Source organism: Streptomyces cyaneofuscatus (genome assembly GCF_033109485.1).
GTDB classification, from domain to species: Bacteria; Actinomycetota; Actinomycetes; order Streptomycetales; family Streptomycetaceae; genus Streptomyces; species Streptomyces cyaneofuscatus.
The window spans coordinates 2,790,905-2,803,446 of record NZ_CP137002.1 but is presented as its reverse complement, the minus strand read 5'-3'; the positions used below and the strand labels follow the sequence as shown (position 1 = coordinate 2,803,446).

Annotated in this window: 10 protein-coding genes; 4 read left to right on the top strand and 6 right to left on the bottom strand. The window is 70.3% G+C overall.

The annotated features are described in order from the left end of the window. Nucleotides 1-45 precede the first annotated feature (45 nt). From R2B67_RS11780 to R2B67_RS11765, 4 genes are read left to right on the top strand one after another with little or no spacing between them, the layout of a single operon-like run. Nucleotides 46-276 carry a hypothetical protein gene (locus R2B67_RS11780; RefSeq protein WP_317817729.1) on the top strand — a complete coding sequence of 77 codons (231 nt, stop codon included), beginning with the start codon at nt 46-48 and terminating at the stop codon, nt 274-276. Then, the gene (locus R2B67_RS11775) at nt 276-884 is read left to right on the top strand and encodes a pilus assembly protein TadG-related protein (RefSeq protein ID WP_317817728.1); all 609 of its coding nucleotides are present in this window, start codon (nt 276-278) and stop codon (nt 882-884) included. The genes R2B67_RS11780 and R2B67_RS11775 overlap by 1 nt, the downstream gene beginning before the upstream one ends. 29 nt (nt 885-913) lie before the next feature. Continuing rightward, entirely contained in the window at nt 914-1,528 is a 615-nt protein-coding gene (locus R2B67_RS11770; protein WP_317817727.1) for a hypothetical protein, read from the top strand. A gap of 8 nt (nt 1,529-1,536) precedes the next feature. Then, on the top strand, nt 1,537-2,178 hold the full coding sequence (locus R2B67_RS11765; RefSeq protein ID WP_317817725.1) for an OmpA family protein: 642 nt from the start codon (nt 1,537-1,539) through the stop codon (nt 2,176-2,178). A 73-nt stretch (nt 2,179-2,251) separates the two neighbouring features. On the opposite strand, the gene R2B67_RS11760 is transcribed toward R2B67_RS11765, so the two are convergent. The 6 genes from R2B67_RS11760 to R2B67_RS11735 form a co-directional block, all read right to left on the bottom strand. Beyond that, a complete protein-coding gene (locus R2B67_RS11760; protein ID WP_317817723.1) occupies nt 2,252-5,152 on the bottom strand; it encodes an NHLP bacteriocin export ABC transporter permease/ATPase subunit in 2,901 nt (966 codons plus the stop codon). A gap of 8 nt (nt 5,153-5,160) precedes the next feature. Continuing rightward, nucleotides 5,161-7,434, bottom strand: coding sequence for an NHLP family bacteriocin export ABC transporter peptidase/permease/ATPase subunit (locus R2B67_RS11755; RefSeq protein WP_317817722.1), 2,274 nt, complete (start codon nt 7,432-7,434; stop codon nt 5,161-5,163). After that, a complete protein-coding gene (locus R2B67_RS11750; RefSeq protein ID WP_317817721.1) occupies nt 7,431-8,240 on the bottom strand; it encodes an HlyD family efflux transporter periplasmic adaptor subunit in 810 nt (269 codons plus the stop codon). The genes R2B67_RS11755 and R2B67_RS11750 overlap by 4 nt, the downstream gene beginning before the upstream one ends. Nucleotides 8,241-8,420: 180 nt before the next feature. Beyond that, on the bottom strand, nt 8,421-8,642 hold the full coding sequence (locus R2B67_RS11745; RefSeq protein ID WP_018510296.1) for a hypothetical protein: 222 nt from the start codon (nt 8,640-8,642) through the stop codon (nt 8,421-8,423). A 915-nt stretch (nt 8,643-9,557) separates the two neighbouring features. After that, nucleotides 9,558-10,160: a hypothetical protein gene (locus R2B67_RS11740; protein WP_317817719.1), complete on the bottom strand. Its 603-nt coding sequence runs from the start codon at nt 10,158-10,160 to the stop codon at nt 9,558-9,560. A gap of 49 nt (nt 10,161-10,209) precedes the next feature. Continuing rightward, complete coding sequence (locus R2B67_RS11735; RefSeq protein WP_317817717.1) at nt 10,210-12,216, bottom strand: hypothetical protein; 2,007 nt, start codon at nt 12,214-12,216, stop codon at nt 10,210-10,212. Between the last annotated feature and the right edge of the window lie 326 nt (nt 12,217-12,542).

The following is a 12,542-nucleotide window of genomic DNA, read 5'->3' as shown; positions in this document are numbered from 1 at the left end:
CCGAGCCGACCGGCAGACGGCCGGCCGAACCAGGAGGGGAACACCATGTCGGACATCACCCTGAAGACCGCCGTCCGCGTCAACGGCTGGGCCAACACGGCCGTCAGCGCCATCCAGAAGCGTTACGCGGGCAAGGACCGGGGGCAGACGGCGTTCGAGTACCTGGGCATCATTCTGGTGGTCGTGGCGATCATCGGGGCGATCATGGCGACGGGGATCGGTTCCGCGATCTCCACGCGCATCAACAGCTTGGTGACGTCCATCACGACGCAGTGATGAGCCGTCGCTTCCGCGGCGACGCAGGGCAGGCCTTCCCCATCTACGTAGTGATGGTGGCGGGCCTGCTCTTCCTTGCGTTCGCCTTCTTCGCCGTCGGTAAGGCTTCCGCTTTGCGCAACGGTTCCCAGGGAGCCGCAGATGCAGCCGCTCTGGCCGCCGCGCAACGTGCCCGTACCGAGATGGGCGCGGGATTCATCGCCTCGCTGCGGGGCAACACCTTGGAGCTGTTCCTGGGCTCTACGTTCGCTCCGCCCTGTGCCGACGCGGAGAGACTTGCTTCCGCCAACGGTGCCGACACGCGTGCCTGCTACCCCGAGCTCGGCTACCTGCGCGACCGGATCACGGTCGAGGTCGAGGGGCGCAAGCCGGTGGACTCGTCGGTCATCCCTGGTACGCAGAACACGTTCGCCAAGGCCAAGGCCACCGCGCTCATCGAGTTCCGCTGCCCCAACTGGAAGGCCGTGGATGCCAATAGTGACGGTGTCCAGGAGCTGTTCATCTTCACGTGCTCGAACGGGCGAGTGGTGGAGATCGTGCCGGCAAGTCCTCCGCCATGGTCCACGGTGAGCAAGATTCTCTTCGATGTGCGGTTGGTCGACCAGTGACAGCGAACGACGAGTAAAGGAATCGGACCATGACCATGCGGTACACCACAACAACCAGAAGGACGACGGTGGCAGTGGCGATGACGGCTGCCTTCGCCCTTGCCCTTGCCGGCTGCGGTGGTGAGGACGGCGGTGACGCGCCGAGCGCAGGTTCTGCGAAGCCGTCCGCCCCGGCGGTAAGTCCTACCCCGGAGGACAAGGGGGAGCCGGAGCCGGGAACCGCCGCCGGGGAAGAAGTGGATCCGGACGTGAAGCTGGCCGAGGCCCGGGGCGAAGGTCTCACGCTCGTCATCCATCAGGCCAAGCGTGATTCCGGAGGCTTCGTCACCGTCCAGGGCACCATCACCAACGACAGCGATCAGCCGCGCAACTCCATCAACTGGGCGGGTTCTGAGAGTTTGCTGGCCGCAAAGAACCCCAACTCGGTCGCGGGTGCCACGCTGGTCGACAAGGAGGGGAAGAAGCGCTACTACGTCCTGCGGGACACCGAGAGCCGCTGCTTGTGCACCACAGGCATTCCTCCTCTCGTCGCAGGCAGGTCCACGCCGATCTTCATGCAGTTCCCGTCGCCGCCCAGCACGACGACCGAGGTCGACTTCACCCTCCCGACCTTCGGCACCACGTCCCTCAAGATCTCCGGGTGACGCCCGCCATGACGCACACACGCGCCCGCACCGGGCACGCGGGCCTGACAGCCGCCTCGTTCCTGGTCGTCGCGAGTCTCACGCTTTTCGGGGCGACGCCCGCCCTGGCCGACGACGATCCCAGCGTCCCGCCGGGCACGGAGGCCCAGTCGGTCCCTCCGGTCGAGGTCGACGGCAACGACCCGGACCTCAAGATGCCCGACGGTGGCACGCTGGGGCCCGCCAAGGTCCTCGACATCGTCCAGGTGGTCGAAGATCTGGGCGGCGAGGAGCGCCGCGAGGACAGCAACGCCGACATCAAGTTCGCGCTCCAGGCCGAAGTCCTCTTCGGCAAGGACAGCGCGAAACTGAGCTCCGCCGCCAACGCCCGTATCGCCGCCATCGCCGACGAGATCAAGAAGCAGAACGCCACCAAGGTCCGCGTCTTCGGCTTCACCGACAACCTCGGCTCCTCCGCCCACGGCGACGTGCTCTCCAAGAAGCGCGCCGACGCCGTGCACGGGGTGCTCTCCAAGGCGCTCGGCCCCACCATCACGTACGAGATCCGGGGCTACGGCGAGCAGTACCCGATCGCCAGCAACAGCAACGAGGAAGGCCGGAAGAAGAACCGCCGCGTGGAGGTCTCCTTCCCGCGCGGCGAGGGTTCCTGACCCCGGCCGGAAACGCGCACGGCAAGGGGCCGGCACCGCGAACACGTCGCGGTGCCGGCCCCTCGGCCGTCCATCACGCCAACTGCCGCCGCACCAGCTCACGCAGCCGGCCCCCCGCCCGCGCCAGCAACTCACCAGGCGGCCCCTGCTCCACGATCCGCCCCTCCGACATCACCACCACCCGGTCCGCGTCCATCACCGTGGACAGCCGGTGCGCGATCACCAGGCGGGTGGCGTCCAGGCGCTGGGTGCTCTCGATCACCGTGCGCTGCGTCTCGTTGTCCAGCGCGCTCGTCGCCTCGTCGAAGAAGAGGATCCGCGGCCGCCGGATCAGCGCCGCCGCGATCATCAGCCGCTGCCGCTGGCCACCCGAGATCGCCCCGCCCCCGGCGATCATCGTGTGCAGCCCCATCGGCATCCGCCGGATGTCCTCGGCCAGCCCCGCCATCTCGGCCGCCTCCCACGCCTCCTCCTGCGTGAAGGACTCCGTACCGCAGATGCAGTCCAGGATCGACCCGGTCAGCGGCTGCGCGTTCTGCAGCACCACCCCGCACTGCCGCCGCACCGCCGACTGGTCGAGGGCGGCCAGGTCCTGGCCGTCGTACAGCACACTGCCGGACTCCGGCCGGTCGAAGCCGATCAGCAGGCGCAGCAGCGTCGACTTCCCGCAGCCGCTCGGTCCCACCACGGCCACGAACTCGCCCGGCCGGATCTCCAGCGAGACATCGTCGAGGACCAACGGCGCGTCCTCGGCGTACCGGAAGGAGAGCTTCCGCGCCTCGATCCCACCCGACAGCACCCCGGGCCGGGCGCTCGCGCTCCGCACCTCGGGGACCTCCTCCAGCACCGGCCTCACCTGCTCGAACATCGGCAGCGCGGCGGCCGCCGACACCAGGGCGCCGGTCAGCTGGGTCACCGACGTCAGCAGCATCGTCACCGACGTGCTGAAGGTCAGGAACGCCCCCGCCGACATCGTCCCGCGCGCCGGACCGGCCAGCAGCATGAACATGATGAGCGAACAGAGCGGCAGATAGACCGAGTCGAGCACCGTGGTGATGTTCCTGATCCGCCCGGCCCGCTGGTGCATCTCCCGCGAGCGCGCGAACTCCCGTGCCCACGCGGCGTACGCGAAGCTCTCGGCGGCGGCGACCCGCAGCTTCGGCAGCCCCCGCAAGGTCTGGAACGCCTGGTTGTTGAGGCGGTTGTTCAGCTTCACCAGCCGCCGCTGCCACCGCAGTTGCCACAGGCCCAGCGCCAGGAACACTGCCGCGATGACGAAGAGCATGCCGATCGCCGCCAGTGCCAGCGGCACGCTGTGGAAGAGCAGCAGCCCGAGGTTGACCGCCCCGATCGTCCCCGCCTGCACGGCGACTGGCCCAACTCCCGCCAGCACCCGCCGGATCGCGCTGATCCCCATCGCGGCACTCGCCAGTTCACCCGTCGAACGCTCGGTGAAGAACCTCGTCGGCAGTCTCAGCAGCCGGTCCCAGACGGCCGGTTGCAGTGTGCTCTCGATCCGGCCCTCCATCCGCAGCAGCGTCAGGCTCTGCAGCAGCATGAACGTGGCGCCGACGACGCTCGTGATCATCAGGACCAGGCACACCTGCGCGATCAGATCCGTCTGCGCCCGGGGCACGAACGTACCGAGAACCTGACCCGTCGCGATCGGCACCAGAGCGCCGAGCCCGACCGTCACCAGTCCGCTGATGAGGAGGTTGCGCAGGTCGGTCCGGGTGCCCCGGAGGCTGAACAGCAGCAGCCGGGCCGTGCGCATCGGCTTCTCGGGCAGCGGCCGGTAGAACATCACCGCCCGCTCCGCGAAGTCCTCCGCGTTGTCCTCGTCGACCCGGATCCGGCTGCCGGTGGCCGGGTTGACCGCCTCGTACCGGCCCCGCTGCCACAGCAGCGCCACCGGCGCCCCGGACTTGGCGCGCTGCCCGACCAGCGGCCCGGCGTCGTTGCGCCACCAGGCCCCGTCGAGCCGTACGGCACGGGTGCGGACCCGGGAGCCGAGCGCGATGCGCTCCGCCGCACCGATACGGTCGCTCTCCCCGGCAGCCCCCTTCGGCGGCTCGGTCAGGGTGATCCCGGCCGCCTCCGCGACCCGTCGGCACACGGCGTACGTGGCATCGTCCCCAGCCCCCGGCCCGCCACCGGCCGCCGCCGCACCGCCGCCGCCCGGCCGCCCGATCGAGGCCAGCAACGCCTGGTCGGCGCTGGCCCGGACCGCCTCGCCCGCGCGCAGTCCGGCAGCCGTACGGTCCTCGTGGGCGCGCTCCACCTGCTCGATCCAGCGGTCGACGGCGGTGAGCAGCCGGTACTGCTGGTCCACCATCCGCTGCCACAGCTCCGCGTCCATCAGCAGGTCCGCGGCGGCCTCCGCGCTGTAGGACGCGCCGTACTGCACGCTCCCCGACGGGACCGGCAGCCACAGCACATCGTCGTCGGACACGGCCGCGCCGGAGGCGGCGGCGGGGCGGCCGTCCAGGGGCGCCGCGGAGAGGACACCGGTGCCGCGCCCGGCGCCGAGGGAGACCGCGTGCTCCAGCGGCGTCGGCCCGGCGGGGGCGTACGGGTCACCCTGCGAGGGTCCGTATCGCACACCGTACGTCTGATCACCGTACCCATCCCCGTACGGCTCCGGCCGCCACAGCTCCCGCAACGCGATCCGCCGCAGCCGGCAGTCCTGGGAGGGCCGGCCGAGCAGCGTGTGCTGCGGCCCCTCCACCGGCCCGAGCAGCAGCCCGCCCGGGTCGAGGCGCCCCAGAAAGTGCCAGTGCCCCTGCTGGTGCGCGTCGACCGCGAACAGGTCGAGTGCCCCCTCCACCACCAGCCACAACACCTGCGGCCCCTCCAGCGGTACGCTCCCCAGCCGCGCGCCCTCGACCGGCGAGCCGAGACCGCCGAGGGCATGGACGACAGGGTCAGCGGCGGCAGGCGCTAGGGAGGCGCTCGGAGGCGGAACGTACGTCATGGCGGCGCTCAGTGCTCCCTGACCAGTTCGGCGTACGGTCCGCCGGCCGCGACCAGCGCCTCGTGCCGGCCCCGCTCCACGACCGTCCCGTGGTCGAGGACCACGATCTCGTCGCTGTCCCGCACCGTGCTCAGCCGGTGCGCGATCACCACACACGCGCACCCGCGGCGCCGCAGATTGGCGATGACGGCCTGCTCGGTCCGGGCGTCCAGGGCGCTGGTCACCTCGTCGAGTACGAGGACACTCGGCCGCCGCACCAGCGCGCGGGCGATCTCCAGCCGCTGGCGCTGGCCGCCGGAGAAGTTGCGGCCGTCCTGCTCGACCCGCCCGTGGATGCCCTCCGGGCGCCGGGCGATCACGTCCTCGTACAGTTCCGCGTCCCGCAGCGCCGTGATCACGGCCTCGTCGGTGATCGAGGGGTCCCACAGCGCCACGTTGTCCCGGACCGTGCCCTCGAAGAGGAAGATGTCCTGGTCGACGAAGGAGACCGAGGCCGCCAGCGCACCCCGGGGGATGTCCTCCAGCCGTTGCCCGTCGATGCGGATGGTCCCCTCCCACGGGGTGTAGAGGCCCGAGATCAGCCGGGAGACGGTCGACTTGCCGCTGCCGGACCCGCCGACGAGGGCGATCTGCCGGCCCGGCCCGACGGTCAGCGAGAAGCCGGTGAGCAGCGGTTTGTCGAGCGGGCTGTAGCCGAAGGTGATGTCCTCCAGGGTGACGTGCCCGGTCAGCCGGCGGGTGCCGGGCTCCGGCTCGTCACGCGAGTACAGCGGGTCGACGGGAAAGCTCTCGACGTCCCGCAGGCGCGCCACGTCCGCCGCGAAGTCCTGGATGCGGCCCGCCACCCCGTTCAGCCGGGTGATCGGCGCGCTGAACCGCGCCACCAGGGCTTGGAAGGCGACCAGCAGCCCGATCGAGATGTACCCCTCCACCGCGCGCAGGCCTCCGATCCAGAGGATCAGCGCGCTGTTGAGCGTGGCGAGCGTCGGCGCGACGACGGACAGCACCGCGGTGGGCACGCCGAGCCGCTGCTGCTCCTCCAGGGTGGTGGCGTGCTGTCCCGCCCAGCGCCGGAAGTAGCCGTCCTCGCCGCCGGTGGCCTTCATCGTCTCGATGAGCTGGAGCCCGGTGTACGAGGTGTTGGTCAGCCGGGCGGTGTCGGCGCGCAGCTTCTGGGTGTGCGCGGCGCGGAGCCGGATCACGACGCGCATGGCGACGATGTTGAGGAGGGCGATGAGCACGCCGACGACGGTGAGTTGGGGGTCGTACGTCCACATCAGCAGCGCGTACAGGATCACGACGACGCCGTCCACGCCGGCCGCCGCGAGGTCCCGGGCCAGTGTCTCGGCGACCGTGTCGTTGGACTGGAGCCGCTGCACGAGGTCGGCGGGGCTGCGCTGGGCGAAGAAGGTGACCGGCAGCCGCAGCAGATGGCGCAGGAAGCGGGCGCTGCCGAGGGTGGAGGAGATGATCCGGCCGCGCAGCAGATTGGCCTGTTGCAGACCGGTGAGGACGGCGGTCAGGGCGACCATGGCCGCCATCGAGGCGAACAGTGGCCCCAGCAGCGAGGTCTGACCCCCAATGAGAAACATATCGATGTACGTACGGCTCAGCGCGGGCACCGCCGCGCCGACGGCCACCAGCAGCAGGCTGGCGAGCAGCGCGGCGAGCAGGGTGGGCCGGGTGGAGCGCAGCCGGTCGGGTATGGCCCGCAGGATCCCGGGTTTCCGGCCGCCCCGGCGGAAGTCGCCGGTCGGCTCCAGGACGAGGACGACGCCGGTGAAGCTGGTGTCGAAGTCCTCGTCGGGCACGAAGCGGCGGCCCTTGTCGGGGTCGTTGACGTACACGCCGCGCCGGCCGAGGCGACGGCCGGGGCCGTCGTACACGACGTAGTGGTTGAACTCCCAGAACAGGATGGCGGGCGCCCGCACCCCGGCGAGGGCGGCGGACTCCATCTGCATGCCGGTGGCTTGGAGACCGTAACCGCGCGCCGCCTTCAGTACGTTGCTGGCGCGCGAGCCGTCGCGCGACACCCCGCAGGCGATCCGCAGCTCCTCCAGCGGCACGTGCCGCCCGTGGTGCGCGAGCACCATCGCGAGGGCGGCGGCACCGCACTCGACGGCCTCCATCTGGAGGACGGTCGGGGTACGGACGCTCCTGGGCCGCTTGGCAGGTGCGGCTTTTCGGGGGTTGCGGGGGTTGCGGAGGTTGCGGGGATTACGGGCTTTGCGGGCCGCCCGGGCCCTGTGGGGCTTGTGGGTGGAGGGGCTGGGAGCGGTCATGGAAGCAGCCATTCGATCGGATGCTGCTCGGCGAGTTCGATGGAGCCGCCGGCCAGCGTCATGGAGTCCAGCCGGAAAGGCGGGCCCTGCGAGGACGACCACGCGAAGCCGGACTCGCCGCCGTCCGGATCGGTGGCGAGCCGCACGAGCACGGCGACCGGTGGCCCCTGCCGGGAGAACTGCTCGCCCAGTTGGCTGCTGCCCAGGAAGCCGGAGATCCGTTGGCGCGTCTGGGCGGTCCGGGTGACGGACTCGACCTTGCCGCGGAGCACGCCGTACTGCTGGGTGGGAACGGACTGCACGGTGAGGTCGACGGAGGCGCCGACGGGTACGGTCGCGCCGCTCCCGGCGGGGACGTACAGCATGGCCATGAGTGGGTCGTCGGCCTTGGCGACGCGTTCCACGGCCGCCACATCGGCGCCGGGGGTGATGACGGAGCCGATGGTGGCGGCGAGCGTGGTGAGCCGGCCGGCGGCCAGGGTGCGGACGACCGTGCTGCCCTGCGACGTACGGACCTTCACCAGGGGGGTGTCGGCGGCCACCCGCTCGCCCTCCTCGGCGAGGACGTCGGTGACCTGCCCGGCAACGGGGCTCTGGAGGACGTAACTGCCCTGCGCGTGGGTGAGGACGCCCGACGCGCTGAGCGTGGAGGACACGGTGCCGGTCACCGCCCAGAAGGCCGCGCCGGCCATGACCGCGAGCGTGACGACGAGGACGAGCCCGCCGCGCGGGCGGGCGTACCGCACGGGCAGATCGATGTCTTCCGGGGACTGCAGTTTGGAAAGGGCCTGTTGACGAAAGCGCACGACACTCTTCCTCGACTGCCATCGTTTGCCGTCGTTCACCTGCGTACGGGAGAACGGAGTACCCCGTGTGCCCCGGATCCGGTGGGATCCGGGGCACACGGGGCGGCGCACCGGTATGGGGAGAACCGGCGGCCCGGCATCACTGCCGTGAAGTGTGCCGTTCACCGGCACACGGCCGGATCAGAGACCCGAGACGAGACCCGAGACGCCCTGCAGGTTGAGGCCGGTGGCGGCGTCAACGGTGCCGGTGGCGGCCTGGAGCGCACCGGACAGCGAGACCGGGGCGTCGGCGGCGAGGCCGAGGGCGTTGTTGTTCAGGGAACCGTTGAGGATGCCACCGGACACGTTGTCCAGGTCGGCGTCGGAGATGACCTGGGTCGGGACCTGGGGGGTGGAGTTCATGAGGAGCTTCCCTTCACATGGATATATCGGGGTTCGGGGGATGCGGTGGTCGGCTCGGAGCATTCAACGGAAAGCTGAGCAGGATTCATGAAATCCCTTGCGCGGCTCCCTGAAGCGAAATAGCCGGGCCGACTGCCGCAGTGCGATGGATCAAAGCACGCCCTTCGCCCATGCGGCCAATTGCGCCGAAGCGGAAGAGGGCTTACGGCGATAGCGAATTGGCCTGAGGTGAAGAGGCAGTCATAGGGAAGGTGGCGTCTCTTCACACGATCTACCAGGTGAGAGACCAATCCGCGCGATGACCGGCACCGTTGGCGCCGACGCCTCCTCCGCCACGCTCGGACTTCAACCGGAACGGAAGCGAAAAGCGGGACGGAATGTGAACGCTGCGCGCCCGCGGTGGAGATCTGTGGCAGAGCCATAAGTTTACTGACGGGTGTATCCCCTGAGTGTGCACCCTGTTGCATTCTGTGGGTAATGGCCGATCCTGGGCCGGTCCGTGCTGCATTCGGTGCGCTACAGGCCGGACTGATGCGGCTTTATCCGGTACGGCCGTTCCGCGCACCGACTGCTGGCTGCCGGGCCCACGGCTCCTGGCCCGCCCGCTACGCGCCGACGATCGCCCCACCGAGGCACGAAGCTGCCCGAGCCCACGGCTCCTGGCCCGCCCCGCCCCGCTCGCCCGCCAGCTGCACTCCTCCGCCGCTCGGATGCCTGAGACCTGCTCCGGCGCACCCCCGCCTACGCGGGGACCACTATGTCGAGGTCGCCGAGAACATGGCGGACATCGGAACACCCCCGCCTACGCGGGGACCACTACCCCTGACCTGCGAGGCTAGAAGGGCTTTGCCAGTTCTCGACCTTCGCCGCCCTCGGCCCAGTCCCCCACAGTCTGAACGTCCCCCCAACCACCCCCTACTTCACCGTGATAGACCCCACGAACGCGTCCAGGTCCTCCCCGTCCAGCGCCTCCCTCACCGCGTTCAGCCGCACCACGAACGGCACGCCCCCCGAGTCCACCCCCGCCACCAGGACCCCCGTCATCGGGGTGCCCCTGGTCGGGGTGTCCTCCTTGCCGTCGGCCGTGAAGTCGTAGTCGATGCGGCGGGCGTCCCGGGCGGGCGAAGGGCCGGCCAGGCGGACGTCCTCCGTTGCCTTGCGGGTGGCGCCCAGGCCGATTCCGGCGCCTGCGGCCGCTGCCGCCTCGGCCGCGTCGCTCACGCCTGTGGCGAAGTTCAGCTGGACGGAGACCATGCCCGTGCGGATGCCGTTCTCCACCTTCAGCGCCACCGCCGCGTTGCTCCTGCTCCGCTCGGCCGCCGGCTGCTCCGCGTATCCCTGGTCCTTCGGGTAGCCGACGCTCAGGCTGTCCGTGTCCAGCGTGGACCAGCCCTCCGGGACCGAGGCCTTGCCGTCGGCGTCGGCGGCATCGTCGCCGCAGCCGGCCAGTGCCAGGAGGAGGGACAGGCCCAGGGCGGCCGTCGCGGCCTGCCTGCCCGCGTGGAGCCTTCTCGTCATCTCGTCATCGCCTCTCAGGTCCACCGTGCGAATGGCGGTAATTTCAGCATCAGTTCGCGCAGTAGCTGTACGGAAGATACGTGCGGCCGTCACCCCGCGGCGCCCCCAGGAACCGCGCGTCCGTCAGCGTCTCCTTCTTCTGCTCGTCGGAGAGCGAGAACCCGAGGCTCATCCCGAGCGAGATCTCGAAGCCGAACTCCTGCGCGTCCGTCTCCCCGAGGTAACGCATCGTGCTGGACAGGCCGTCCTCGAACATGAGCTGTGCGAAAGGGTCGTTGCCCGCCGGGCGCGTCTCCATGCCGTGGTCGCCGAAGAGGTACGCGAACGGGGCGGTGTTGTCGCCGGAGCCGTCCAGCCACTGCTCGGCCACCGCCCGCTTCGCCTCCGTGGCCGCGTCGGTCTCCTTGCCGAACACGATCGAGTTCGTCACCACGTCGATGCCGCTCTCGCCCGAGGGGTCCGACACGCTGCCCTTGCCCCCGCGCTTGTCGGCCCCCGTCTCGCCGTTGTCGCCGCCCACTTCGACCTTGCCCGAGGGCGAGCCGGTCTCCACCGTCTGCGTCATGTCGATGCGGACGATCTTCCCGGTCTTCTGGTCGCGGGTGACGGTGATGGCGCCGGTGCGGTTCTGCTTGCCGCTCAGCGTGCCCTTGACCGGGCCCGTGTTTCCGCTGAGCTTGCCTTCCAGTTCGAGCTTGGCGGTGTACGTGTACGACTCGTTGCCGCTCACGTCGTCCTTGGTGATCGTCACCTCGGGCGAGAACGTGGCCTTGCCGCCGAGCTTGGCGCCGAGTTCGTCCTCGTCGCCGCCCTTCACCGAAAGTCCGCCGTCCGCATAGGCGTTGAGGGCGACCGTCGAGTACGAAATCTTCTTGTCGCCGATCTTCCGCTCGATGTCTTCCTTCTTCTCCGCCCACTTCATGCCGGAGTACCAGTTGCCCCCGTACCCGCCGCCGTGCTTGGTGGCGGTCTCCCACATCTTCATCTCCTCGATGTCGTCCCGCATCTTCTGCGCCTCTTCCTCGCTCGCGAAGATCCAGGTGTCACCGTTGGTGATCTTGATGCCGCCGCCGATGTCGATGTCCGCCTTGCCGAGCTTCCCGAGCTTCGCGCCCGGCGTGCTGGCCGTCACCCCGGCGGAGGCCGCGTCGGTGAACGTCATGGAGACGACCTTGTCGTTCCCGTCGACCTTGCCGTCCCCGTTGACGTCGGTGTTGGCCTGGGAGACCTTCTGCTGGAACCCGTACTCCTCGCCCCACTCGAACCAGCCGATCTTCACCTTGCCGCCCGCCTTGTCCGAGACGGACGAGATCTGGCACATCTTCGGCTCGTAGTCGGCGTCCGTCTTCGGCCGCGCCTCCGGGTCCCCGCCGCCCGTCGCGCACGACCCGCCGCCCCCGCCCGCAGCCAGCGCGCTGATCGCACAGCGGATACGTTCCCCGATCTGCCCGCCGACACCCGCCATCGCCATCGCGCCGATCAGCGTCACGACGAGGACCACGACCCCCAGGTACTCCGTCGCCGTGGCGCCGCTGTCACGCCAGTTGTACGAGTACGTCGGCGGGGGAGCGGGCCGGGTGGCGCGCTCCTCCAGGAGCCGGTCGACGGCCAGGCCCGACGCCGCACCCGTGGCCAGCGCCACCACGGGCATCAGGACGCCCTCGATCCCCACCGCCTCCCACGAGACAGCGAAGCCGTACGCCAGACCGGCCAGGGGTACGGCCAGCGCGGCGAGCAGGTAGAGGGCGCGGGAGTCGCGGTGCTCGTCGGGGAGCATGCGGGCGGCGGCCAGGACGGTGAGCAGGGTGACGGTGAGCGCGGGGATGTGCAGCAGGGACAGCCGCCAGCCGAACGACTCCAACCGCGCCTGACTGCCCAGCAGTTCGAGTAGCACCCGGCTCGTCAGGAATCCGGCGCCGAGATACACCAGCGCGCCCGTCGCCCAGCTGCGGGTCAACGCGAAGAAAAGGCCGCCCGGTTCGGTGCCTGCCAGGGCGCCGGAGCCCCCTGCACCCCGGCGTCCTGGCGGTATGTGGCCCGCGCCCCTGTCTCCCATGCCCCCGCCCCTGCCCCCGCCCCCGTCACCGCCACCGCCACCGTTCACGGTGCACCCTCTCTCCGAACCCGCAACTCGGCGGCCTGGAAGACCGCGTGGGCTGCCTGTCGGCCGTGAGCGTACGTCTGGGAATCGCCCCGGGCGCGGGTCCCCGGCCCCAAAGTCGGGCCCAAGCCGGCCGGGTGCCGCCTCCCGCCTCGCTCTTTGGGCCGCCCGTGGGTCCGTGGGCCCACGCCGCACCCGCCGGCCGCTCGGTACGCTCGGGGATGCCGGTGACGCCCTCCTCTTGTATTTGCGCACGCGAATTACTAGATTCATGTCGTGAT